This is a genomic window from Streptomyces sp. NPDC059443 (assembly GCF_042750105.1).
In the GTDB taxonomy this organism is placed as follows: Bacteria; Actinomycetota; Actinomycetes; order Streptomycetales; family Streptomycetaceae; genus Streptomyces.
In genome coordinates, this window is sequence record NZ_JBHYVM010000037.1 from 1 (window position 1) to 24,053 (window position 24,053).

The 24,053-nt window shown below is 73.2% G+C and carries 21 protein-coding genes; 8 read left to right on the forward strand and 13 right to left on the reverse strand.

Features of this window, described 5'->3' with window-relative positions; all coding sequences use genetic code 11:
• Positions 1-97 precede the first annotated feature (97 nt).
• The 5 genes from ACFXDJ_RS29150 to ACFXDJ_RS29170 are packed head-to-tail and all read right to left on the reverse strand — an operon-like array spanning position 98 to position 7,575.
• A complete protein-coding gene (locus ACFXDJ_RS29150) occupies positions 98-1,276 on the reverse strand; it encodes an acyl-CoA dehydrogenase family protein (RefSeq protein ID WP_384663409.1) in 1,179 nt (392 codons plus the stop codon).
• Positions 1,273-3,258 carry a biotin carboxylase N-terminal domain-containing protein gene (locus tag ACFXDJ_RS29155; protein WP_384663410.1) on the reverse strand — a complete coding sequence of 662 codons (1,986 nt, stop codon included), beginning with the start codon at positions 3,256-3,258 and terminating at the stop codon, positions 1,273-1,275. The genes ACFXDJ_RS29150 and ACFXDJ_RS29155 overlap by 4 nt, the downstream gene beginning before the upstream one ends.
• 8 nt (positions 3,259-3,266) lie before the next feature.
• Positions 3,267-4,874, reverse strand: a complete 1,608-nt coding sequence (locus ACFXDJ_RS29160) for an acyl-CoA carboxylase subunit beta (protein WP_384850837.1) — start codon at positions 4,872-4,874, stop codon at positions 3,267-3,269.
• Positions 4,871-6,766, reverse strand: coding sequence for an acyclic terpene utilization AtuA family protein (locus ACFXDJ_RS29165; RefSeq protein ID WP_384850839.1), 1,896 nt, complete (start codon positions 6,764-6,766; stop codon positions 4,871-4,873). The genes ACFXDJ_RS29160 and ACFXDJ_RS29165 overlap by 4 nt, the downstream gene beginning before the upstream one ends.
• Entirely contained in the window at positions 6,763-7,575 is an 813-nt protein-coding gene (locus ACFXDJ_RS29170; RefSeq protein ID WP_384663774.1) for a TIGR03084 family metal-binding protein, read from the reverse strand. Before ACFXDJ_RS29170 ends, ACFXDJ_RS29165 begins: the two co-directional genes overlap by 4 nt.
• A gap of 205 nt (positions 7,576-7,780) precedes the next feature.
• Here ACFXDJ_RS29170 and ACFXDJ_RS29175 point away from each other — a divergent pair, with 205 nt between their 5' ends.
• Positions 7,781-8,506 carry an HAD family hydrolase gene (locus ACFXDJ_RS29175; protein WP_384663776.1) on the forward strand — a complete coding sequence of 242 codons (726 nt, stop codon included), beginning with the start codon at positions 7,781-7,783 and terminating at the stop codon, positions 8,504-8,506.
• 1,213 nt (positions 8,507-9,719) lie between these two features.
• Here ACFXDJ_RS29175 and ACFXDJ_RS29180 read toward each other — a convergent pair.
• On the reverse strand, positions 9,720-10,511 hold the full coding sequence (locus tag ACFXDJ_RS29180) for a nuclease-related domain-containing protein (RefSeq protein WP_384657283.1): 792 nt from the start codon (positions 10,509-10,511) through the stop codon (positions 9,720-9,722).
• A 255-nt stretch (positions 10,512-10,766) separates the two neighbouring features.
• Here ACFXDJ_RS29180 and ACFXDJ_RS29185 point away from each other — a divergent pair, with 255 nt between their 5' ends.
• The 3 genes from ACFXDJ_RS29185 to ACFXDJ_RS29195 all read left to right on the forward strand — a co-directional run bounded on the left by ACFXDJ_RS29185 (position 10,767) and on the right by ACFXDJ_RS29195 (position 13,638).
• Positions 10,767-11,387, forward strand: a complete 621-nt coding sequence (locus tag ACFXDJ_RS29185; protein ID WP_384657285.1) for a hypothetical protein — start codon at positions 10,767-10,769, stop codon at positions 11,385-11,387.
• A 152-nt stretch (positions 11,388-11,539) separates the two neighbouring features.
• Positions 11,540-12,388, forward strand: coding sequence for a hypothetical protein (locus ACFXDJ_RS29190; RefSeq protein WP_384850841.1), 849 nt, complete (start codon positions 11,540-11,542; stop codon positions 12,386-12,388).
• Positions 12,385-13,638, forward strand: coding sequence for a histidine kinase dimerization/phospho-acceptor domain-containing protein (locus tag ACFXDJ_RS29195; RefSeq protein WP_384657290.1), 1,254 nt, complete (start codon positions 12,385-12,387; stop codon positions 13,636-13,638). The genes ACFXDJ_RS29190 and ACFXDJ_RS29195 overlap by 4 nt, the downstream gene beginning before the upstream one ends.
• A 28-nt stretch (positions 13,639-13,666) precedes the next feature.
• Here ACFXDJ_RS29195 and ACFXDJ_RS29200 read toward each other — a convergent pair whose 3' ends face one another.
• The 3 genes from ACFXDJ_RS29200 to ACFXDJ_RS29210 form a co-directional block, all read right to left on the reverse strand.
• Positions 13,667-13,963 (reverse strand): hypothetical protein, encoded by a 297-nt coding sequence (locus ACFXDJ_RS29200; protein WP_384850843.1) that lies wholly within the window; start codon positions 13,961-13,963, stop codon positions 13,667-13,669.
• 44 nt (positions 13,964-14,007) lie between these two features.
• Complete coding sequence (locus ACFXDJ_RS29205) at positions 14,008-14,724, reverse strand: TetR/AcrR family transcriptional regulator (RefSeq protein WP_384657296.1); 717 nt, start codon at positions 14,722-14,724, stop codon at positions 14,008-14,010.
• A gap of 160 nt (positions 14,725-14,884) precedes the next feature.
• Positions 14,885-15,814 carry a diiron oxygenase gene (locus ACFXDJ_RS29210; protein ID WP_384657299.1) on the reverse strand — a complete coding sequence of 310 codons (930 nt, stop codon included), beginning with the start codon at positions 15,812-15,814 and terminating at the stop codon, positions 14,885-14,887.
• A gap of 176 nt (positions 15,815-15,990) precedes the next feature.
• Between ACFXDJ_RS29210 and ACFXDJ_RS29215 the strand changes: the two genes are divergently transcribed.
• Complete coding sequence (locus tag ACFXDJ_RS29215) at positions 15,991-17,100, forward strand: ferritin-like domain-containing protein (RefSeq protein ID WP_384657302.1); 1,110 nt, start codon at positions 15,991-15,993, stop codon at positions 17,098-17,100.
• A gap of 41 nt (positions 17,101-17,141) precedes the next feature.
• Here ACFXDJ_RS29215 and ACFXDJ_RS29220 read toward each other — a convergent pair whose 3' ends face one another.
• From ACFXDJ_RS29220 to ACFXDJ_RS29230, 3 genes are read right to left on the reverse strand one after another with little or no spacing between them, the layout of a single operon-like run.
• Positions 17,142-17,594, reverse strand: a complete 453-nt coding sequence (locus tag ACFXDJ_RS29220; protein ID WP_384657304.1) for a DUF3291 domain-containing protein — start codon at positions 17,592-17,594, stop codon at positions 17,142-17,144.
• Between the two features lie 42 nt (positions 17,595-17,636).
• Positions 17,637-19,100 (reverse strand): penicillin-binding transpeptidase domain-containing protein, encoded by a 1,464-nt coding sequence (locus tag ACFXDJ_RS29225; RefSeq protein WP_384657307.1) that lies wholly within the window; start codon positions 19,098-19,100, stop codon positions 17,637-17,639.
• Positions 19,097-20,476 carry an FtsW/RodA/SpoVE family cell cycle protein gene (locus ACFXDJ_RS29230; RefSeq protein WP_384657309.1) on the reverse strand — a complete coding sequence of 460 codons (1,380 nt, stop codon included), beginning with the start codon at positions 20,474-20,476 and terminating at the stop codon, positions 19,097-19,099. The genes ACFXDJ_RS29225 and ACFXDJ_RS29230 overlap by 4 nt, the downstream gene beginning before the upstream one ends.
• 128 nt (positions 20,477-20,604) lie before the next feature.
• Here ACFXDJ_RS29230 and ACFXDJ_RS29235 point away from each other — a divergent pair, with 128 nt between their 5' ends.
• The 3 genes from ACFXDJ_RS29235 to ACFXDJ_RS29245 all read left to right on the forward strand — a co-directional run bounded on the left by ACFXDJ_RS29235 (position 20,605) and on the right by ACFXDJ_RS29245 (position 22,833).
• Positions 20,605-20,994, forward strand: a complete 390-nt coding sequence (locus ACFXDJ_RS29235) for a DUF6325 family protein (protein ID WP_371617904.1) — start codon at positions 20,605-20,607, stop codon at positions 20,992-20,994.
• Complete coding sequence (locus ACFXDJ_RS29240) at positions 20,994-21,350, forward strand: hypothetical protein (RefSeq protein ID WP_384850845.1); 357 nt, start codon at positions 20,994-20,996, stop codon at positions 21,348-21,350. Before ACFXDJ_RS29235 ends, ACFXDJ_RS29240 begins: the two co-directional genes overlap by 1 nt.
• 118 nt (positions 21,351-21,468) lie before the next feature.
• Positions 21,469-22,833, forward strand: a complete 1,365-nt coding sequence (locus ACFXDJ_RS29245; RefSeq protein WP_384657314.1) for an NlpC/P60 family protein — start codon at positions 21,469-21,471, stop codon at positions 22,831-22,833.
• Here the strand turns inward: ACFXDJ_RS29245 and ACFXDJ_RS29250 are convergent.
• Positions 22,758-24,044, reverse strand: a complete 1,287-nt coding sequence (locus ACFXDJ_RS29250; RefSeq protein ID WP_384657317.1) for a styrene monooxygenase/indole monooxygenase family protein — start codon at positions 24,042-24,044, stop codon at positions 22,758-22,760. The two genes, ACFXDJ_RS29245 and ACFXDJ_RS29250, sit on opposite strands and share 76 nt — an antisense overlap.
• Positions 24,045-24,053 lie beyond the last annotated feature (9 nt).

The following is a 24,053-nucleotide window of genomic DNA, read 5'->3' on the forward strand; positions in this document are numbered from 1 at the left end:
AGGCTGGAATCAGCCAGCGCCGGCCAAAATCCAGCCCCGCCGGCGTTTGAGGCGCGGGGGTCCGGGGGCTGGTCCCCGGCGACGGCGCCGCACGCGGCTAGTACGACTTCGGCAGGCCCAGGGTTTGGTGGGAGACGAAGTTCAGGATCATCTCGCGGCTCACGGGGGCGATCCGGGCGACCCTGGAGGCGACGATCAGGGCGGCCAGGCCGTACTCGCGGGTGAGGCCGTTGCCGCCCAGGGTGTGGACGGACTGGTCCACCGCCCGGACGCAGGCCTCGGCAGCCGCATACTTGGCCATGTTCGCGGCCTCGCCCGCGCCCATGTCGTCGCCCGCGTCGTACAGGCGGGCAGCCTTCTGCATCATCAGGCGGGCGAGCTCCAGCTCGATGTGGGAGGCCGCGAGCGGGTGGGCGATGGCCTGGTGGGCGCCGATGGGGTCCTTCCACACCTGGCGGGTCTTCGCGTAGTCCACCGCCCTGGCCAGGGCGTAGCGGCCCATGCCGATGGCGAAGGCGGCGGTCATGACGCGCTCGGGGTTGAGGCCGGCGAAGAGCTGGAGGAGGCCCGCGTCCTCGTCCCCCACCAGGGCGGAGGAGGGGAGCCGCACCTCGTCCAGGACCAGCTCGAACTGCTTCTCCGCGGCCTGGAGCTCCATGTCGATGACGGAGCGGGAGAAGCCGGGGGCATCGCGCGGGACGATGAACAGGCACGGCTTGAGCCGGCCCGTCTTCGCGTCTTCGGTGCGGCCGACGACGAGGGTGGCGTCGGCGATGTCCACGCCGGAGATGAAGACCTTCCGGCCGGTCAGGATCCAGTCGTCGCCGTCGCGGCGGGCGGTGGTGGTGATGCGGTGGGAGTTGGAGCCGGCGTCGGGTTCGGTGATGCCGAAGGCCATGGTGCGGGTACCGTCGGCGAGGCCGGGGAGCCATTCCCGCTTCTGGGCCTCGGTGCCGAAGCGGGCGATGACCGTGCCGCAGATGGCGGGCGAGACCACCATCATCAGCAGCGGACAGCCGGCGGCGCCGAGCTCCTCCAGGACGATGGACAGCTCGGCGATGCCACCGCCTCCGCCGCCGTACTCCTCGGGGAGGTTGACGCCGAGGTAGCCGAGCTTGGCGGCGTCCGCCCACAGCTCGTCGGGGTGGCCGCCCTCGCGGGCTACGCGGGCGAGGTATTCGCGGCCGTAGCGCTGCCCGAGGGCGGCTACGGCGGCGCGCAGGGCCTGGTGCTCTTCAGTTTCGAGGACAAAAGGTGCAACAACGGTGTTGCTCATGCTGACGATTCCTCCTGGACGACGGCGAGCAGGGCGCCGAATTCGACCTGTTGGCCGGTGACGGCGTGGAGCGCGGTGAGCGTGCCGGAGGCGGGCGCGAGGATGCGGTGTTCCATCTTCATCGCCTCCAGCCAGAGCAGGGGCTGCCCGGCGGTGACGGGGCTGCCGGGGGCGAGGCCCTCGGCGACTCGGACGACGGTGCCGGGCATGGGGGCGAGCAGGGAGCCCGGTTCGGTGCGGTCCTGGGGGTCCGCGAACCGAGGTACGGGGGTCAGGGTGTGGGCGCCGAGCACCGAGTCGACGTAGATCTCGGCCCCGACGACGCTCCCTGCACCCGAGGTGTTCGAATTACGTTTCACGTGGAACACGCGCCGGACGCCCTCGACTTCGAGGGTGACCAGCTCCGGCGTGGCAGCCAGGACCCGGATCCCGGGCCGGTCCACGAGCTCCGGGGGGCCGCTGCGGGCGGGGTGGTACCGGACCTCGTGCTCCGTCCCGCCCACCGTGTACCGGCGGCTCTGCGGCTGGGAGCGGAGGTTGCGCCAGCCGCCGAGCCGGACGGCGAGCGGGGCGTGCGGGGCGGGGGCCGCCTCGGCGAGGGCCGCGGCCAGTGCGGAGAGGGCGGGCGCCGGGTCTTCCGGGTCGGTTTCGGTGAGGAGAGGCAGGTGGCGCTCGTAGAACCCGGTGTCGAGGCGCGCGGCCGCGAACTCCGGGTGCCGCAGGGACCGTACGAGGAGCTCGCGGTTGGTGGTGACCCCGTGGATCCGGGCTCCGGCGAGGGCCGAGGCGAGGGCGCGGACGGCCTCGGCGCGGGTCAGGGCGTGGGCGACGACCTTGGCGAGCATCGGGTCGTAGTGGACGGATACGGTGTCCCCGTCGGCGAACCCGGTGTCCACCCGGACCTCTCCGGGGACGGCCAGGGTGTGCAGCACCCCGGTCTGCGGACGCCAGTCCAGGGCGGGATCCTCGGCGTAGAGGCGGGCCTCGACGGCATGGCCCACGGCCTGCGGCGGGGTCAGCGGCAGGGCCGCGCCCTCGGCGATCCGCAGCTGGAGCGCGACGAGGTCGAGCCCGAAGACGGCCTCGGTGACCGGGTGTTCCACCTGGAGGCGGGTGTTCATCTCCAGGAAGTACGGACGCCCGTCGGCGGTGACGAGGAACTCCACGGTGCCCGCGCCCTGGTACGAGACCGCGCGCGCGGCGGCCACGGCCGCCTCGTGCAGGCTCGCGCGCAGGGCCTCGGGCAGGGCGGGCGCCGGGGCCTCCTCGATGACCTTCTGGTGGCGCCGCTGGAGGGAGCAGTCGCGGGTGCCGAGCGCCCAGACGGTGCCGTGGGAGTCGGCGAGGATCTGCACCTCGACGTGCCGGCCCCGCTCCACGTAGGGCTCCGCGAAGACCTCGCCGTCACCGAAGGCGGAACGGGCCTCGGCGGAGGCGGCCTCCAGTTCCTCCTTGAGCGCGTCCAGGTCCCGTACGACCCGCATCCCGCGCCCTCCGCCGCCCGCCGCGGCCTTGAGGAGGAGGGGCAGGTCGGCGGGGGTGGCGGTCGCCGGGTCGACGGGGTCCAGGAGCGGGACCCCGGCGGCGCGCATCAGCTCCTTGGCCCGGGTCTTGGACGCCATGGCCTCGATGGCGGCGGGCGGCGGGCCGACCCAGACGAGCCCGGCGGCCTGGACCTCGCGGGCGAAGCCGGCGTTCTCGGAGAGGAACCCGTAGCCGGGGTGGACCGCGTCGGCGCCCGCCGCGAGGGCGGCCTTGATGACCAGGTCGCCGCGCAGGTAGGTGTCGGCGGGGGCCGCGCCCGGCAGCCGTACGGCGGCGTCGGCCGCGCGGACGTGCAGGGCCTCGGAGTCGGGGTCGGAGTGGACGGCGACGGTGGCCAGGCCGAGCGCGCGGGCGGTGCGGAAGACACGGACGGCGATCTCGCCGCGGTTGGCGACGAGGACGGAGTTCAGGGTCACGGATTTCGGGGTCAGGGTCATCTGGGGGCTCACATCCGGAAGACGCCGAAGCCGCCACGGGCGCCCTCGACGGGGGCGTTGTGGACGGCCGACAGGCACAGGCCGAGGATCGTGCGGGTGTCGCGCGGGTCGATGACCCCGTCGTCGTACAGCCGCCCGGACAGGAACATCGGCAGGGACTCCGCCTCGATCTGGGCCTCGACGAAGGCGCGCATGCCGGCGTCGGCCTCCGCAGCCTTGTCGTCGTATGGCAGCCCCTTCGCGGCGGCGGACTGCCGGGACACGATGGACAGCACCCCGGCGAGCTGCGCGGGCCCCATGACGGCGGACTTGGCGCTGGGCCAGGCGAAGAGGAAGCGGGGCTCGTAGGCGCGGCCGCACATGCCGTAGTGGCCGGCTCCGTAGCTCGCCCCGATGAGGACGGACAGGTGCGGGACCCGGGAGTTGGAGACCGCGTTGATCATCATCGAGCCGTGCTTGATGATGCCGCCCTGCTCGTACTCCTTGCCGACCATGTAGCCGGTGGTGTTGTGGAGGAAGAGGAGCGGGATGTCGCGCTGGTTGGCGAGCTGGATGAACTGGGCGGCCTTCTGCGACTCCGCGCTGAACAGCACCCCCTGGGCGTTGGCGAGGATGCCGACCGGATAGCCGTGGAGGGTGGCCCAGCCGGTGACCAGGCTGGTGCCGTAGAGCGGCTTGAACTCGTCGAAGTCGGAGGCGTCGACGATGCGGGCGATGACCTCACGGGGGTCGAAGGGGGTCTTCAGGTCGGCCGGGACGATCCCGAGGAGCTCCTCGGGATCGTGCAGCGGCTCCTGCGCCCGGTCCGGATCGGGGTGGGCCTTGCGGTGGTTGAGGCGGGCGACGACCCGGCGGGCCTGGCGGATGGCGTCGTACTCGTCGAGGGCGTAGTAGTCGGCGAGGCCGGAGGTCCGGGCGTGCATGTCGGCTCCGCCGAGGGACTCGTCGTCGCTCTCCTCGCCGGTGGCCATCTTGACCAGCGGCGGACCGCCGAGGAACACCTTGGAACGGTCCTTGATCATGATGGTGTGGTCGGACATGCCGGGGATGTACGCGCCCCCGGCGGTGGAGTTGCCGAAGACCACGGCGACGGTCGGGATGCCCTCCGCCGAAAGCCGGGTGATGTCGCGGAAGATCGCGCCGCCCGGGATGAAGATCTCCTTCTGGGACGGGAGATCGGCGCCGCCGGACTCGACGAGGCTGATGCAGGGGAGCCGGTTCTGGCGGGCGATCTCATTGGCCCGCAGGGCCTTCTTGAGCGTCCACGGATTGCTCGCCCCGCCGCGCACGGTCGGATCGTTGGCGGTGACCAGGCACTCGACGCCCTCGACCGTGCCGATGCCGGTGACCATGGAGGCGCCGACCGGGTAGTCGCTGCCCCAGGCCGCCAGCGGGGACAGCTCCAGGAAGGGCGTGTCCGGATCGAGCAGCAGCTCGACCCGCTCCCGTGCCAGGAGCTTGCCCCGGGCCTTGTGGCGGGCGGTGTACTTCTCCCCGCCCCCCTGGAGGGCCGCCCCGTGCGCGGAGTCGAGCTCGGCGATCCGCTCCAGGGCGGCGCTACGGGCCTGCGCGTGCTCGGGGGCGAGCGGGTCGACGGCGGTCTTGAGGCGGGTCACGGGGTCCCCTCCGGGTCGGTCTCGGGGAGCGGGGCCTCGGAGAGCGGGGCCCCGGCTTCCGGGAGCGGGGCTTCGGCTTCGGGAAGCGCGGCTTCGCGCAGCAGGTGGACGGGGATGTCGAGGTGGCGGGCTCGGAGCCATTCGCCGAGGGCCTTGGCCTGGGGGTCGAAGCGGTGGCCGGAGGCGACGCCGTCGCCGAGGACGCCGGTGATGGTGAAGTTCAGGGCGCGGAGGTTCGCCAGCACGTGCCGGGTCACTTCCAGTGGGGCCGTCTCGGGGAGCAGCGCCCGGAAGGCCTCGACGGTGAGGGTGTCGCGGAGCCAGCTCCAGGCGGCGTCGGTCTCGACCCACACCCCGACGTTGGCGTCCCCGCCCTTGTCGCCGCTGCGGGCCCCGGCCAGTGCCCCGAGGGGGGCGCGGGTGGTGGGCCCTGCGGGGCTCTCCCCCGCCCCGCCCCTTCCCGAATCCGGGGGCACGGCCCCCGGACCCCCGGGCCGGGGCTCCGCCCCGACCCCTTGTGGGGCTCCGCCCCCGGGCCCCCGCGCCTCAAACTCCGGCGGGGCTTGAAGATCCAGGCGGGTGCCGTCCGGGAGGGTGGCCGTGTGGGGGACGTCGGCGGCGGGGACGGAGTCCGAGGCGAAGACCCCGTACGGCTGGGCCGGTCCCGGCGGGGCGGTGACGTGGAAGCCCGGGTAGCTGCCGAGCGCCAGCTCGACCGCCGCCGAGGTGAGCCCCCGGCCCACCCGGTCCGGATCGGGGTCGCGGACCACCAGCCGGAGCAGCGCGCTGGCCGTCTCCTCCGTCCGCGCGTCCTCGTGGTCCGTGCGGGACAGGGTCCAGGCGACGGAAGCCACGGAGGAGAGGAGCGGCGCCAGCTGCGCCCGGACCAGCGCCGACTTCGCCTCGATGTCCAGGCCCGTCAGCACGAAGACCACCTCGTTGCGCCAGCCGCCGATCCGGGTCACGCCCACCTTCAGGGTCTCCGGCGGCGCCTCGCCCCGTACGCCCGAGACGGCGACCCGGTCCGGACCGGCCTGGGACAGCCGGACCGTGTCCAGACGGGCCGTCACGTCCGGGCCGAGGTAGCGGACGCCCTGGGTCTCGTACAGCAGTTGCGCCGTGACCGTGCCGACCGTCACGGCGCCGCCCGTGCCCGGGTGCTTGGTGATGACCGAAGACCCGTCCCGCGCGATCTCCGCCAGCGGGAACCCGGGCCGGGACACGTCGTGCCGGGTGAAGAAGGCGTAGTTGCCGCCCGTCGCCTGCGTCCCGCACTCCAGCACGTGGCCGGCCACCACCGCCCCCGCGAGCCGGTCGTGGTCATCCGGAGCCCAGTCGAACCACCATGCCGCCGGACCGCTCACCAGCGCCGCGTCCGTGACCCGGCCGGTCACCACCACGTCCGCGCCCGCGCGCAGACAGGCGGTGATTCCGGCGCCGCCGAGGTAGGCGTTCGCGGTGAGCGCGCCGCTCTCCCCGTACCCACCGGTGTTCCCTTGCTGCCGCATCAGGTCGTCGCCGTCCACGTGCGCGACCGTGACGGGCAGGGACAGCTTCGCGGCCAGCGCCCGTACGGCTTCGGCCAGTCCCGCCGGGTTCAGCCCGCCCGCGTTCGCGACGATCCGTACGCCCCGCTCGTGCGCGAGGGCCAGGCTCTCCTCCAGCTGGCGCAGGAAGGTCTTGGCGTAGCCGAGGTCCGGGTCCTTCAGACGGTCGCGGCCGAGGATCAGCATGGTGAGCTCGGCCAGGTAGTCCCCGGTGACCACGTCGAGCGGGCCGCCGGTCAGCATCTCGCGGAGCGCGCCGAAGCGGTCCCCGTAGAAGCCGGACGCGTTGCCGATCAGCAGCGGCCTGCCGGGCCGCCGGCGGGGGCCGCCGGGTCCCGTCGTCATCGGGAGGCCCCCGGCTCGCGGCCCGGACCCGCCGGGCCCGCGAAGGCCTGGGCGATGTCGAGCCAGCGTTCGGCGTCGGGGCCGGTCGCCGTCAGGGCCAGGTCGGCGCGGTGGGCCCGCTGGGTCACCAGGAGGCAGAAGTCGAGCGCCGGGCCGGTGATGCGCTGGGGCGCGTCGGCGGGCCCGTACGTCCACAGCTCGTCGGGGGCGGCGGCCCCCTCCGGTGCCGTCAGCTCGACCCGGAACTCCCCCACGGGCGCCGCCAGCCCCCGTACCGCGTACGCGTAGTCGCGCGCCCGCACCCCGATCCGTGCCACGTGCCGCAGCCGGTCCGTCGCGACGCGGCGCACGCCGAGCGCGTCGGCCACGTCCTGGCCGTGCGCCCAGGTCTCCATCAGACGGGCGCTCGCCATCGACGCGGCCTTCATCGGCGGCCCGTACCAGGGGAACCGGGCTTCGGGCGAGGCCGTCGCGAGGGCCGCGTCGAGGGCGGTACGACCGGCCCGCCAGCGGGCCAGCAACTCGGCGGGCGCCAGCGCGGCACCCTCCTCGGCGCCCGCGTCGACGAAGGAGTCGGGGGCCTTCAGCGCCTCCTCGACCATGCCCGCGAAGGCGGCGGCATCGGTGAGGGAGAGCAGCGCGGCCCGGTCGGTCCAGTGCAGGTGGGCGATCTGGTGGGCGACGCTCCAGCCGGGTGCGGGCGTGGGCTCGGCCCAGCCCGGCGGGGACAACTCCGCGACGAGGGCGTCGAGTTCACGACCCTCCTCGCGGAGATCGACGAAGACGGCGACAACGGACGGATCGGGCACGGGTGCGCTCCCCTTCTCGGCGTGGGGGAAGCGTGACAGCCCGCGAGAAAACAATCAAGCGTGCTTGCATGATTTTCCGGAACCGATTCCCGCCCACCGGAGACCCGCCCCAACCCACCTCAACCCACCACCCATTGCGCCGACTTGAGACCGTCCACTTCACGCACCCTTGCGCGGGACCGGTGCCGCGACGAGGATCGGCGACATGATCAAGGGCGTGATGTTCGACTTCTCCGGAACCCTCTTCCGCATCGAACCCACCGAGGACTGGCTCCGCGCGGTGCTGACGGAGGCCGCGATCTCCGTGCCCGAGGCCGAACTCCTCGCCTGCGCCGCCCGCCTGGAGGAGGCCGGAGCCCTGCCCGGCGGCGCCAACCCCCGCGCGCTGCCGCCCCACCTGGCCTCCCTGTGGCGGGAGCGCGACCTGGGCGACGAGCAGCACCGGGCCGTGTACACCGCCCTGGCCCGCCAGGTGGAGCTGCCCCGCGCGGACCCGTCCGAAGCCGGGCACGAGGCTGGCCAAGACGCCCTGTACGAGGCCTTGTACGACCGCCACCGCACCCCCGCGGCCTGGCGGCCCTACGCCGACACGGTGCGCACCCTCACCACCCTGCGCGAGCGCGGCATCCCGGTGGCCATCGTCAGCAACATCGGCTGGGACCTGCGCCCCGTCTTCCGCGCCCACGGCATCGACCACCTGGTCGACGCCTACCTGCTCTCCTTCGAACACGGGGTCCAGAAGCCGGACCCCCGGCTCTTCCAGGCCGCCTGCGACGCGCTCGGACCGGCTCCCGCCGACGTCCTCATGGTCGGCGACGACCGCGTCGCGGACGCGGGGGCCGCCGCGCTGGGCTGCCGGGTCCGGTTCGTCGACCACCTGCCGGTCGACCAGCGCCCGCAGGCGCTGACCGAGGCGATCGGACCGCTCTGATCCGACGGAGCCCGAGGTACGGGTCTGCGTGCGGGGAGCTCGCCACCGCCGGCACTCCGGATCCCGAACCGGCGGGGTGGACGCGGGCGGTGGCCGCGGTTGCGGCCCGCTACGCCCGAACCCTTCCCTCCGACGGCAGTCGGCTGGGATGCTCCGCGCATGACGACACCTCGGATGTACCTTGCCGTGGCGGCACTGAGTGCGCTTGCGCTGGGTGTGGCCATGGCCAGTGGCTGGGGCCAGGACTGGCCGGACGGCTTGCCGCCGGCGACGGCGAACGTCCAACACGCGGATGTCGTACCGACGCCGCTGCCGGCGGCTCCGGGGCCGGATGCCGTCGGGGCCTGACCCCGCCGCCACCCCGCTGCGCGGAGCCCGACTCGGCCGCTGCGGATGCCGCCGCCGGTTGCTGCGCGTGCGGGTGCCGCCGCCGCGGGACCTGCCCCGGCCAGCGCGGAGCTACGGGCCCCCGGCCGTCTGTCGCTGCGCGATGCCGGCGCCGGGCTGCGGGTGTTCCGCTGCGCGGGGCGTGTCCCCTACCCGCCCTTCCACCGTTCCCCGGGCGCTGCCCGGACCCGGTCCTCAAACTCCCCCAGCTACCGCTGGGAGGTGCCCCCGGGACGGGCTGAAGGCGGGGCTCCGCCCCAGACCCCGCGCCTCAAACGCCGGCGGGGCTGAAATTTGTCGGGCCGGTCTCTGGTCGTGTGGGCTGCTCCCGAAGGGAGTTGGCCGACGGGTTTCGAAGGTGTGGCTGGTGGGTCGGGGGTGCTGCGGTTGTGAGTCGAGGCCGAGCGGGCACCACCGCAGGCACTGTCCGACTCCGAGAGGCTCCGCGAGCCGAGACGAACATCCGCAGCGGCCCCGGCCCACCAACGAAGCCAGGTCAGCCCCGCCGGCGTGGTGAGGCGCGGGGGCCCGGGGGCAGCGCCCCCGGCAACGGCGCGGCAGACGGGCACGGCGCGCCAGCGGCACAGGCACGGCCCGCACCAGGCGGCGGCGCGCCAGCGGCACAGGCGCGGCCCGCACCTGGCAACGGTGCGGCAGTGGCACAGGCGCGGCCCCGCACCAGGGCAGCGGCGCGGCACCAAAATCAAGCCCCGCCGGCGATTGAGGCGCGGCCACGGCGCCGCAGACGGAAACGGCGCCGCAGCAGCCCGGTCCGCAAGGCCACCGCCGCAGGCGGGAACGGAATCCCCAGGCAACGACGGCGCGGCTACGACCAAGTCGTCCAGTCGCGCGCCGCCGCGAACAGGGCCTCCACGTCCGGAGGTTTGAGCGTCGTGGGAGCAGCCGTCAGGAAGGGAGTCAGCGTCGGCGGGGTCAGGACCCGGACGTCGCGGAGCGTGGGGGCCACGTCCACCCGGGACGCGTCGGCCACCACCAGGATCGGGGTCACCGTGGCCGACAGGGCGCGGGTCGCATACGCCGCCGCTCGGCGGCATGCGCGCGGGTCCGGGCGGGGTTCGGCGCGGCCCACCGTGAGGAGGAGGTCGCCGACCACTACGCGCTGCCGGCGCCCCGGCACCGCGCGGACGCAGAAGACGCCCGGCGGGCCGATCACCAGGTGGTCCGTGATCCCGCCGAGGGAGTGAAGGACCCGCCAGTCATCGGACTCCGACAGCCCGTCCAGCACCTCGCCGATCCGCTGCTGCGCCGCGAGTTCCTGGCGGAGCCGGAGCCGGGCGCGGGTGCCGGCGGAGCCGTGGGCCAGCTCGCCGAGCAGGGCCTCCCCGGGACGGTTCGGGGCCAGGTCGTCGTCGGGCCGCAGGGCCAGGCGACGCAGGTCCGCGGCCGTGGGAACCGGGGGCGGGCCGATGGAGACCGTTCCGCTCAGGTACGGGCGCAGGGCCGTCAGGATCTCCTCCCTGCGCTCGTCCGCCAGCACGCTGATCCGGTTGGCCTTCCGGTCGTACCAGGCCACCGCCCGGCCGTCGGGCAGATTGACGTACAACCGCCCCCGGCCGGGCCGGCCGCCCGGCGCCACTGCGAGTCCCCGCGTAGCCATCGTCCTCACCCCCGCCGTCCATGGGAGCAGCCCCGGCGCCCGGCGGCAATCCCCCGGTCGCGCCATGTCATGTCCCGTCGCCGAGGGCGCGGCCCGACATCCCGCCGTGTAACGACTCCGTCGGGTCGCTGCCGTACGGCTGTTACAAATGCGCGGCCCAACCGCAACGGCCGTTGCTTACGTTTATCCCACCTGGACACACCAGGGCCCGACCAGGGCCTGACCAGGGCCTGACCAATACCGAAGGGCGCCCCCGTGAACACCGTGAGCCGCAGCCGCCGCACTCTCGTACGCGCCGCCGCCGTGGCCGCGTGCGCCGGCACGTTGCTGGCGTTCCCGACGGCCGCCGCGCTCGCCGAGGGGGTGCCGGCCGCTTCTTCCGCGCACGCCGCGACTCCTCAGCGGACCCTGGTCCAGACCCTCTCCCTCGCGGACGGCTTCTCCAAGGCGAAGGTCTACCGCGTAGCCAAGGGCGCCTTCCAGGCCGACGTGCTCACCGCCGACGGGACCAAGACCGCCACCCTGACCAGCAGCGACGGCATCGCGGGCTTCGGCGACGCCGGAAAGCTGCACCTCGCGCTGCAGGCCGACGGGCGGCTCAGCTCCTGGGTCGGGGACGACGTGCCCACCGCCGGGCACGCGGTCGGCGGCGCCGGGCACAAGACCGCGAGCCGGGACGGGGTGGTCGTACCCGCCTCCTCCGTGGCCGTCCGCGCGGGCTCCTCCCGTCCCGCCGAGGCGCTGCGCCTGCACACCCTGGCCGACGGCCCCGGCGGCGGCGTGCTGCTGCTCGGCGCGGGCGGCGGCATCGCGGCGATCGGCGCCGCGGGGCTGGGCTTCGCGATGCTGCGCCGGGGGCGCACGGAAGAGGCTTAGGCCGTCCCGCCGGACCTGGTCTCGAACCTCCCCGCAGCCGCCCCGCAGCCGTCGCACGGCCGTCGCACGGCAGGGGCAACACGGGCAGAAACGATGTTCCTCCGCATACTGTGGACACTCACACGGCCACGGGAGAGGAGGACATATCCATCGTGACCCCCAACCCCGATCCCGGCCCCGATCCCACCCCCCATCCCGGCCCCGTCCCCTCCCGCCGCCGCCTCGCCCTCTGCCTGCTGGCTCCGCTCCTGCTGCCGCTGGCCACCGGCTGCGGTGACGCCGGCGGCCTGGCCGGGGCCGGGCCGACCCCGACCGCGAGCGGGCCCGTACAGCTGTGGCCGGGGCGCAAGGGTGCCGTGGTGCCGCCCGCCGATCCGGGGGGCGCGCCGCCCGAGTACGTGACCGGCATCCCGCCCGTCCAGGACCAGAACGTGCACGGCATCGACCCGGTGACCCTCATCCAGGCGGAGGTACGGGCGCACCCGGACGCCGTGACGGGCCCCGACGGGATGCCCAGGGAGACCGCCGCCGCGATCAAGGCGTGCGGGAAGCCCGGCTCGGATCCCGCCAAGTGCCCGGTGCTGACGCCGTACTACCAGGACCTCACCGGCAACGGCAAGGACGAGCTGATCGTCGGCATCGAGCTCCCCGATCAGATGATGTCCGTACGGGTCTACACGGCGGACGAAGCGGGCCGCCTCAACCGGATCATGGCGACCACCGACACCGTCATCAGCGTCGGACTCGCCGACGAGGACGTGATCCTGCACGTTCCCAGCGCCAACGCGGGCTACGAGGTGAACACCACCTGGTCCTGGGACGCCAAGCAGCGCTCGATGCTGCCGACCTACGAGCAGATCGTACGAGTGAACCCCCCGAACCCTCCGAATCCCGCGAATCCCGCAAATCCCGCGACCGGTCCGAGCACCAGCCCCAGCCCTGGCACCAGCGCCGCCACCAGCCCCCGCCCCGCCCCCACCTCCGCGGGAACTTCGCCGTGAGGCTCCGGCTGCCCTCCTGGACGGCCACGCTGACCTGGAAGTCGGCGTGCTTCATCGCGGTGATGTGCTGCTCGCTCGCGGCGGTGCTGGGCGCGCTGGTGCACGTGGAGGTGACCCGGCAGACCGTGGCGGCGTCCCGGGACAAGGCGCTCGGGAAGCTGACCGACGCCGTGAGCGCCTACGAGGCCGGCGAGCCCCTGCCCCCCGAGTCCGGGCTGGATCCGGCCGGGCTGCCGGCGAGGCTGCGGGCGCTGGCCCTGTCCGGGCAGCGCGGGACGATCGTGGCCGACCACGACGGCCGGCCGACGATGTGGGCGGCGGCCCCCGCCGACGGGCAGGCGCTGGCCACCTCCATCGACTACGAGCAGAACGCGCGGGCCATCAACGGACTGGACAACGCGATCATCGGGTCTTCGGTGCTGGCGATCGGCGGCACCCTGCTGGTCGGTGCCTTCGCCGTGACCCGAGTGACGCGCCGGCTGCACCAGACGGCGACGGTGGCCCGGCGGATCACCCAGGGCGACCTGGACGCACGGGTCGGAGACCCGCGCACGAAGGACCCCTCGCGCCGCCAGGACGAGGTGGCCATCGTGGCCGGGGCCCTGGACACGATGGCGGGCAGTCTCCAGGCGAAGCTCCAGAGCGAGCAGCGGTTCACCGCGGACGTCGCACACGAGCTGCGCACTCCGCTGACGGGACTCCAGGCGGCCTCGGAGCTGCTGCCGGACAGCCGGGCCACGGAACTGGTGCAGGAGCGGGTCCGCACGATGCGGCAGCTGACGGAAGACCTGCTGGAGATCTCCCGGCTCGACTCGGGCCGCGAGGTCGTGGAGACCGACCTGCACCAGCTGGGACGCCTCGCGCAGCGGGTGGTGCGGGCCTCGGGGACGGTCACGGAGGTGGTCGTGGTGCGGGACGCGCACGTGGAGACGGACCGGCGGCGCCTGGAGCGGGTGCTCGGGAACCTGGTTGCCAACGCCCACAAGCACGGACGGGCGCCGGTGGTGCTGACGGTGGACGGGCCGGTGGTGACGGTACGGGACCACGGGGACGGCTATCCCGACTACCTGATGACCCACGGGCCCCAGCGGTTCCGGACCGAGGGCGCGGGCAAGGGGCACGGGCTGGGGCTGACGATCGCGGTCGGGCAGGCCGAGGTCATCGGGGCCCGGCTGGTGTTCCGGCAGGCGCGGGACGGCGGGGGCGGGGCGGAGGCCGTGCTCACGCTGGTCGAGGCCAGGGTGTCCTAGGCCCGGCCGAGAGCTCCGCCCCTCCCCGTCACCCCTCCGGCTGCGCCTCCTGCTCCGGCTCCGGCTTCGGCTTCGTCCAGGGCCAGCGCGGGCGGGGCTTTACGCCCGCGGGCGAGTGGACGTACTTCCAGCCCTTCTGGAGCCCCAGCCGCTTCGAGTACCCGGCCGGGACCCGCTCGTAGAGCAGCACCGTCGGGGCGCCGCCGTCCGGGTCCGGGACCGGGATCTCGTACCACTTCGGCGGATGGCCGGTCGGGCCGAGGAGGATCGGGAGGGTCCGGCCGTCCATCGGGCCGCCCTCGAAGGAGGTGGGTTCGCTTCTCACACCCCCAGTCTCACAGGAGTCCGGAAATCACCGCGGTTCCGGGGTCACAGCAGGTGGGCCGCCTCGGAGACCACCGGGATCACCCGCCGGGCCAGCACCCCGACCGGGCCTTCCGCCGATTCCAGGGCGAGGGCCGCGCGGGCCGCCGCCGCCGTCTCCGCGTCGGTGGCGGCGGTCGCCGTCAGGAGGGCGATGAACTGGTCCACCAGCCAGTCCCGGAGCGAGGAGACCTCCGGCTGTTTGCCCTCGTCGATCCAGATCAGCGAGGCGGCCTCGACCGCCGTGATCCACGTACGCACCATCATCCGCAGCCGCGCGCCCGGCGCCGGGACGCCGAGGTGGAAGAGGATCGCCTCGGCCGCCGCCCGGCGGATGCCGTCGACGGTGGCGGTGGTGCGGGAGGTTTCGACGACGCTGCCGCCCTGGAGGAGGGCGGAAAATCCGGCGTCGTGTTCGTCCACGAAGGCCAGGTACCGGTCCAGGGCCCGGGAGAGCCGCTGGGTCAGCGGGCCGGCCTGGGGTTCGGCGAAGCAGAGCCGCAGGACGTCGGCCGCCGAGCGCAGGGCGGCCTCGTAGAGCTGCTGCTTCCCGCCCGGGAAGTAGCGGTAGACGAGGGGGCGCGAGACTCCGGCGGCCTCGGCCACGTCGTCCAGCGAGACCTCCTCCGGCGCCCGGTGCGCGAACAGCGACAGGGCCGCGTCGAGGAGCTGGGCCCGCCGCTCCTCGACGCTCAGCCTGCGGTACGCGCGCACGGTGGTCATGTCCGCAGGGTAGCCCGACCCGGTGTCCTTCAGGCGGGGAAGTCCCGGGCCGGAATTTCACCCGAGCGGTCCCGGCCGGACCGCACTCAAGCAGCCCCGGGCAGGTATTCACCCGAGCGGTCCCGGGGCCGAAGCCACGCCGCCATCCCCGCCCCGGAATTCACGCCAGCAGCCCCGAGGCCTTCCAGAGCCTGCGCCCGACACCGCGCATCACGCCGATGTCGTCCAGGAAGTCGGTGAGCCGCTTGGCTCCGGTCTGCATGACCTCCCGGCGGTGGCCGCTGGCCTTGACCTGGGCTAGCGCCTCGCGCCGGTCGAGGCCGATGTTGTCGTAGACCTGGGGGTTCACGAAGGCCTGCGAGAAGACGCGGGCGGCCTGGCCGCAGCTGACGCGGGTGAGTTCCTGTTCCCAGCGCGGGGCGGTGAGCATCTGGCGGCGCAGTTCCTCGCGGGCGTAGCGGACGTGGCGCGCCTCCTCGATGACGTGGATGCGGGTGACTCCGCGGACGAGGGGCTGGATCCGCTCGTCCGGGAAGGTCAGCCGCTGCATCCAGTCGAGGACCTCCTCGCCGAGGAGGGTGCAGGCGAAGGAACCGGGGGTGGTGGAGATGGTCTTGAGGACGCGGCCGAGGTTGTGGTTGGTGCGGGAGACCGGGTACTCGGGGGCGCCGTCCCTCTTGATCATGCGGGCGAACATCATCGAGTGGCGGCACTCGTCGGCGATCTCGGTGAGCGCGTACCGGACGTGGTTGCTGGTCAGGGACTTGTCGTAGATGTGGCGGACCAGCAGCTGCATGAGGATGATCTCGAACCAGATGCCGAGCGAGCCGAGCGCGGCGGCCTCGTGGCGGGAGAGTTCGATGCGCTGTTCCTCGCCCATCTTCTTCCAGAGCGGGGTGTCGAAGAGGGAGAGCAACTCGGGCGGCCAGTAGTACTTGCCCTCGATCGGCGGGGCGTCCCAGTCGAGTTCCCGGTCCGGGTCGAAGGAGTGCTTGACCGAGGATTCGAGGAGTCGTTCGGCTGTCTGTTCGCGGTCCTTGAGCAGGCCGAGGGCGTCGCGCAGCTCGGCACGTTCGGTCACGGTGGTCATGGCTTCGGACACCTCGTCGTCGAGTTACCGGCGGTCACTCCTTATGAGACTGCCTGTCAGCAAGACCGTCAATCCCTCGCACCCGACTTGTTGACCGCGCGTCTACCAACGTGTGACGCTGCCAACTGTCCAGTCCTGTACGGAAGTACACGGCCACGTGAGACGAGGGGGCGTCAGTGTCGACGCACGAGCTCTACACCGGTGACCCGGGCGGGACCGTCTGGCCGGTCCCCGCGTCCGGCGACGCCCGCTTCAGCTGGGAGTACGACGGCGGCCGCGAACGGCTGCTGGCCCTGTACCAGAAGGGCAAGGACAAGCAGTGGGACGGCGCCAAGCGCATCGCCTGGGACATGGAGGTGGATCCGTACGATCCGCTCGGCACCCCCGACGAGGCGCTGACGCTCTACGGAACCCGACACTGGGCCAAGCTCTCGGAGCGGGACAAGGGTGAGCTGCGCCGGCACTACAGCGCCTGGAACTTCAGCCAGTTCCTGCACGGCGAGCAGGGCGCGATGGTGTGCGCGGCGCGCATCGTCGAGTCGGTGCCGGACCTGGACGCGAAGTTCTACTCGGCCACCCAGACCATGGACGAGGCCCGGCACGCCGAGATCTTCGGACGGTTCCTGCACGAGAAGGTCGGGATGCTCTACCCGATCAACGACAACCTCAAGGGCCTCCTCGGCGACACCCTGCGCGACTCCCGCTGGGACATGCCGTACCTGGGCATGCAGGTGCTCATCGAGGGGCTGGCGCTGGCCGCCTTCGGCATGATCCGCGACACCACCGACAAGCCGCTGCCCAAGCAGATCCTGGCCTACGTGATGCAGGACGAGGCACGGCACGTGGCGTTCGGGCGGATGGCGCTGCGCGACTACTACAAACAGCTGTCGGACGCCGAACTGCGCGAGCGCGAGGAGTTCGTGATCGAGGGCTGCTACCTGATGCGCGACCGGCTGCGCGGGGTGGAGGTGCTGGAGAACTTCGGCATCTCCCGCAAGGAGGCGGAGGAGTTCAGCGAGCAGTCGGAGTTCCTGGCGCTCTTCCGCAAGCTGCTGTTCAGCCGGATCGTGCCGTGCGTGAAGGACATCGGGCTGTGGGGCGAGCGGCTCCAGAAGGCGTACCTGGACATGGGCGTCTTCGAGATGGGCAACTCCAACCTGGACCTGCTGATGAGCCAGGACGAGGAGATAGCCGAGACCCTCGACCGCGAGCGGTTCGCGGCCGAGGAGGCGGAGCGGGTGGCGGAGGTGGCCGAGGCCATCGCCGACGGGTCCGCCGGAGGCTGACGGGTCGCGGGGAGCCGACTGGTCCGCGGGAGGCGGACGGGCTACGCGGCCCCGCCCGCCGGGAACCGCTCGCGCAGGGTGAACGCGTACGGGGTCGGGCCGTGTTCCCGCAGGTGGGTCAGGCGCTCCTCGGCGTCCGCGACCGTGGGGCGCTCCCCCGCCGGAACCCACCACAGGGCGGTCATGGCCTCCTTGACGTGCTCGAACCACTCGCGGCGCCTGGCCATCAGCTCCCGGTGGAACCCCGCGTACATGAAGGTGTTCAGGGAGTCGAAGTCCCGCCAGACCGACATGTTGATGATGATCCACTCGTCGCCGAAGACGGCCACGTCCGTCGCGTCGCCCCCCTCGCCCTCCAGCCGCCAGACGAAGCCCTCCGCCGCGTCCGCGATCGCGTTGACGGGTTCGAGGCCGTCGACGAAGTCCTTCAGTTCCGGGGAGTCCAGGGGGTACTTGAGGCGGGATATGTTCACCTGTGCGAGTTCGTAGGTCATTTCCTACGAGTACCAGGAACTCCCCTACCCCACCCGGCCGTTTCAGGGGGTGGACAGCGCCGCCTCCATCACCGCCCGCGCGATCGGCGCGGCCGCGCCGTTGCCGCTGATGTCCCCGCGCACCGCCGAGGCGTCCTCCACGACCACCGCCACCGCGACCGCCGGCGGGGCCCCGCCCTGCGCCTTGGCCGCCCAGGAGATGAACCAGGCGTAGGGGGTGCCCGCGTTGCCGACCCCGTGCTGGGCGGTGCCGGTCTTGCCACCGACCACCGCGCCGGGGATCTCCGCGTTCTTGCCGGTGCCGTTCTCCACCACCTTCACCATCAGCTCCTGCATCCGCATGGCGGTCAGCGGGGTCATGGCCCGGCCGAGGGTGTGCTGGTCGGTGCGGCGGACCGGGCGGCCGTCGTCCTGCGTCGTACGGTCCACCAGGTAGGGGGTCTTGAGCACGCCGCCGTTGGCCACGGCGGCCGCCACCATCGCCATCTGCAAGGGCGTGGCCTTGGTGTTGAACTGCCCGATGGAGGACAGGGCCAGCTGGTCCGGGCTCATGTCGGTGTCGAAGTTCGAGCGCGAGACCCAGGCCGGCACCCGCAGCCCGCCGTCGTTGAACCCGAACCGGCGCGCGGCCTCCGTCATCCCGCGCAGGCCGACCTGTACGCCGATCTTCGCCATCACCGTGTTGCACGACCACTGCACGGCGTCGGCCATCGAGGCGTCGGCGCAGCCGGTGCCCGCGTTCGGCAGCAGGGTGTTCGTACCCGGCAGCGGGTAGGGGTCCGGGGTCTCGGTCGGCGCGTCCACGTCGGTGACCACCCCCGCGTCGAGGGCGGCCGCCGCCGTCACGATCTTGAAGGTGGAGCCGGGCGGGTACGTCTCGCGCAGCGCGCGGTTGAGCATGGGCTTGGCCGGGTCCGCGTTGAGCTTCTCCCAGGCCTCCTTGACCTTCGCACCGGTGCCGGAGAGCAGCGCCGGATCGTAGGAGGGGCTGCTGACCAGCGCGAGGATCTTGCCCGTGGCCGGTTCGACCGCCGCGACCGCGCCCCTCTTGCCGGCCAGCCCGGTGAACGCGGCCAGCTGCACGTTCGCCCGGATGGTGGTGACGGCGTTGCCGCCGCCGGGGCGGCCGCGCGCGAGGTCGTACCAGAGCGGGAAGGCCGAGAGCCCGGGGTCGGTGCCGGACAGGACCCGGTCCTCGGCGCGCTCCAGGAAGCTGGTGCCGTAGGTCTGGGAGGAGAAGCCGGTGACGGGCGCGTAGAGCGGGCCGTTCTTGTACGTCCGCTCGTAGCGCAGGAGTTGGCGGCTGTCCCGGGAGCCGGTGACGGGCCGGCCGTCGACCGTGATGTCGCCGCGCGGTTCGGCGTAGCGCTCGATGGCGGGGCGTTTGTTGGCCGGGTTCGCGCCGTAGGCGGCGGATTCCCAGACCTGCACGCGGGCCACGTTGACCAGCAGGGCGACGAGCAGCAGGGCGCAGAAGTACGCGCACCAGCGGATGTAGCGGATCACGCGTCGGCCTCCTCGGGCTCCCGGTCGGGCCGGGGTCTGCGGGCGCTGTCGCTGAGCCGGATCAGCAGGGCGACGATGATCCAGTTGGTGACGACGGAGGAGCCGCCCTGCGCGAGGAAGGGCATGGCCATGCCGGTGAGCGGGATCAGGCCGGTGACTCCGCCGGCGATGACGAACACCTGGAGCGCGAGGATCGAGGCGAGTCCGGTGGCGAGGAGGCGGCCGAAGGGGTCGCGCAGCGCGAGTCCGGCGCGGAAACCGCGGGAGACGAGGAGCCCGTAGAGGAGCAGGATCGCGGTGAGGCCGACGAGGCCGAGCTCCTCGCCTGCGGTGGCGAGGATGAAGTCGGATTTGGCGGCGAAGCCGATGAGGAAGGACTGGCCGTGGCCGAGGCCCGCGCCGAGGAGCCCGCCTGCGCCGAAGGCGAAGAGGGACTGGGCGAGCTGGCCGGGGCCGTCGCCGCGTTCGATGGAGGCGAAAGGATTCAGCCAGTCGTCCACGCGGCTGTTCACGTGCGGCTCGAACGTCCCGACGGCGTACGCGCCCACGGCGGCGAGCAGCAGCCCGATGGCGATCCAGCCGATCCGGCCGGTGGCGGTGAACAGCATGATGACGAAGAGGCCGAAGAAGAGCAGCGAGGTCCCCAGATCGCGCTCCAGGACGAGCACGCCGACCGACAGCAGCCAGACGGCGAGGATCGGCCCGAGGACCCGGCCGGGAAGCAGCCTCAGCTTCCAGAAGAGGGTGCGTCCCGTGAGGGCCAGGGCCGTGCGGTTCGCGGCGAGGTAGGCGGCGAAGAACACGGCGAGCAGGATCTTGGCGAACTCCCCCGGCTGGAAGGAAAGTCCGCCGAACCGGATCCAGATGTGCGCGCCGTTCACGGCCGGGAAGAAGACGGGTACGAGCATCAGCGCGAGCGCCACGGCCGCGGCGAGGTACGCGCACTTCTGGAGCACCCGGTGGTCCCGGAGCAGAACCACTGCGAGAACGAACAGCGCCATCCCGAGCGCCGACCAGCGCAGTTGCTCCCCGGCGGTGACGTGGCCGGGGGTGGTGGCGTCGAGCCGCTGGATGAGGACGAGGCCGAGCCCGTTGAGCAGGACGGCGATCGGGAGCAGCAGCGGATCGGCGTACGGGGCGCGGAGCCGGACGGCGAGGTGCGCGGCGAGCGCGGCCACGGCGAGGCCGGCGGCGTAGTGGGCTGCGGGGCGCGGGATGTGGCCGGTGGTGGTGAGGCCCACGTAGAGGTGCCCGAGGACCGCGATCGACACGGCGCCGAAGAGCAGCGACAGCTCGACACCGCGACGCTTGGGGGCGTGGGCGCCGGGTGGCGAGGGCGGGGCGGGCTCCGCCACCTTTGCCGTCAGAGCGGTCATACGGGGAAACGTAGCAAGCAGGCGGCCCGTATGTCCGCTTATGTCATAGTGTGCCGAAGAGTCGTCAGAACCGGTCGGAAGCGAAGTAAGCGAAGTAGCCGAAGTAAGCGGATCAGGAGTCGCCTTCCATGGGACCTGCGGAGTTCATCGTCCTGGCCTTTCCGGAAGAACAGCTGCGGGTCGCGGCGGTCGAAGCGGTGATGGGGCTGCGCAAGGCCGGCGTGGTGCGGCTGATCGACGGGCTGGTGGCCACCAAGACGGCGGCCGGCGAGGTGCTGGCGGCGGAGTTCGACGAGTTCGTCGAGCTCAGGGGCCTGCTCGCGCACCGCGAGGCGGCCCCGCTGATCGGCCCGGAGGACGTCACGGAAGCGGCGGACCTGCTGGAACGCGGCAGCTGCGCCCTCCTCCTGGTGATCGAGCACGTCTGGGCCGAGGACGCGGCCGTCGCGGTGCGCGCGGCGGGCGGCCGGATCGCGGGCGCGGTCCGGCTCCCGGCCGACCGGCTGGGGGTGGCCTGATGTTCATCCGCCCCATCGGCTCGGTGGTCAACCCCTCCCGGCGCCCGGAGGGCAACCCGCTGCTGCGCGGGATCCTGAAGCGCGGCGCGTACGTCTGGGACACGGCCCGGCCGAAGGCCGCGCCCGCCACCTCGACTGCCACCTCGCCCGCCGCCTCGTACGGCGCCTCACCCGCCACCTCGCCCGTCCCCTCCGCCTCGGCCTCCGGTGCCGGTCCGCGAGGCTCCGGACAGACCCCCGCCGGGGCCGAACTCACCGACCAGCTGACCCGGCTGGCCGCCCTGGCCCGCGAAGGGCTGCTGACCACGGAGGAGTTCTCGACGGCCAAGGCCCGGCTGCTGGGCCCGGGAGGCTGAGCCCAGGAGGCTGAGCCCGGGAGGCTGAGCCGACCGGGTGAGCGGCGCGGCACGGCCGACCCGGGTGGGCGAATTGTCATACCGGGCGTGGCAGCATCGGCCGCCTGGAGGTGACCACATGTCACGTCGACCTCGGCGTCGGCTGCTTCGCGCCGCCTGCGTCGCCGCAGTCCTCGCCACGGCGGGCCCGCTCCCCGCCGCACAGGCCGCACCCGGCGAGCCGGCCGAGCCGCTCGCCCCCGGCGTCCACGCGGCACCCGGCACCCGGGCGGAACCCGCCGGACTCGAAGCACCCGGCGCGGGCGCGGCCCCCGCGGGGCGAGAAGCACCCGCGGCACCGGCCGCACCCGAAGCGCCCGCCGCGCCCGAAACCCCCGGCGCACCCGGCGCCCCGGCCGAGCCCGTCGGGGTGCTCCTCTCGCGGCTCCAGGGCCTCTACCAGCAGGCCGAGCAGGCCACCGAGGCCTACAACGCCGCCGAGACCGCGCTGACCGCCCGCCAGGGCGAGGAGCGCCGGCTCGCCGCCGAGCTCGGGAAGGCCCGTACCGCCGTCACCGAGGCCCGGGCCGCCACAGGCCGGCTGGCGCGGGAGCAGTACAAGGGGGCCCGGGGGCTCTCCCCGCTCGCCCGGATGCTGTTCGCCGAGGAACCCCAGGGGGCCCTGGACCAGCGGCGGGTCGCGGAGCGCGAGGGTGTCCTGCGGGCCGCCGCGCTGGAGCGGCTGGGCCGGGGCGAGCAGCAGGCCGACGTGCTCGCCGTCGCCGCCCGCAAGGCCCTGGATTCCGAGCAGAAGCTGGCCGCCGAGACGAAGAAGCGCAAGGAGACGGCCGCCGCGCAGCTCAAGGAGGTCGAGCGGATGCTCGCTTCCCTCACCCCCGCCCAGCTCGGCGAGCTCCGCACCCGCGAGGCCGAGGACACCGCCACCGCGCAGCGGGAGCTGGTCGATTCGGGGAAGCTCGGCGCGAAGCCCCGTAATCCCACGGCGGCCGGCGGCTCGGCGCTCACCTACGCGGCCGCGCAGCTCGGCAAGCCGTACGTCTGGGGCGCCGAGGGCCCGGCGTCCTTCGACTGCTCCGGGCTGACCTCGCAGGCCTGGGCGCACGCGGGCCGCGCGATCCCCCGGACCAGCCAGGAGCAGTGGGCGCAGCTGCCCAGGGTGCCGCTCGACGAGCTCCGTCCGGGGGATCTGGTGGTGTACTTCCCGACCGCCACGCACGTGGCCCTGTACGTGGGCGAGGGCAAGGTGATCCAGGCGCCGCGGCCGGGTGCGAAGGTCAAGGTCTCGCCGATCGCGGCGAACCCGCTGCTCGGCGCGGTGCGGCCGGACCCCGACGGGGCGCCGCTGCCCGCCTTCACCCCGCCGCCGCTGCCCGAGACCCCGGGCGGGGCGGCGGGGGACGACACGGGTTACTCGGAGGCCGAAGCGCCCTCGTCCCCATCGGCGTCGGAACCCGCGACCGAGGCCGTGACCTCGGCGAGGTAGTCGCCCGCGTCCTCGGGGTCGTAGAAGAACGAGTCGAAGTCGGCCGGGTTGTCGAAGCCGTTGGCGAAACGGTCCGCCACCGGCTGGAGCTGCCCGGCCGCGCCGATCAGGTTCAGCACGTGCTCCGGCGGGACGCCGAGCATGGCGTTGGTCCACTGGGTCGTCGGCCGGCCGTTGGTGAACCAGTACTTGTCGAAGGTGGCCTTCATCCACGCCTCGTCGAACGGGTTGTCCCCGTGCATGATGATCGACGACAGGTACGAGGCCGCGCACTTGGCGGCGGAGTTCGAACCCTGCCCGGTGATCGGGTCGTTCGCGACGACCACGTCCGCGACGCCCAGCACCAGGCCGCCGCCGGGCAGCCGGCCGATCGGGTTGCGCACGACGGGGGCGTAGCGGCCGGCGAGCGTGGCGCCCGCGTCCGTCAGCTCCACCTTCGTGGCCCGCGCGTACTCCCAGGGCGTGAACTTCTCCATCAGTTCCAGCGTCAGCGCCAGGTGGTCGGCCGGGTCCCGCACCCCCGTGAACGCGTCCACCGGACCGCCCGGGACACCCTCCCAGAACAGGATGTCGGCCCGGCCGGAGGTGGTCAGCGTCGGCATGACGAACAGCTCGCCGACGCCCGGGACCAGGTTGCAGCGCACGGCCTCCGTCTCCGGGTGCTCCGGGCGCGGGCCGAGGCCGTGCACGTAGCTGACGGCCAGCGCGCGCTGCGGGGCGTCGTACGGGGAGCGGGCGGCGTTGCGGCCGAACAGCGAGACCAGCTCGCCCTTTCCGGCCGCGACCAGCACCAGGTCGTACGTGCGGGAGAAGAAGTCCAGGTCGGAGACGGACGCCCCGTGGATGACCAGCTGGCCGCCGCGCTGCGCGAAGGTGTCGAGCCAGCCGGACATCTTCACGCGCTGGTCCACGGACTGGGCGAAGCCCTTCAGCCTGCCGAGCCAGTCGACGGCGCGGCCGGCGTCGGGGGCGGCGACCGAGACGCCCAGACCCTCGATCTTCGGGGCCCGCTGCTCCCAGAGGTTCAGCTGGAGGTCCCGCTCGTGCCGGAGCGCGGTGTCGAACATGCACTGGGTGGACATGACCCGCCCGGTGCGTATCTCGTCCGCCGTCCGGTTGGACATGAGGGTGACCTCGTACCCCTTCGACTGGAGTCCGAGGGCGAGCTGGAGGCCGGACTGGCCGGCGCCGACGACGAGTATCTTCCGCATGTGCGCGTT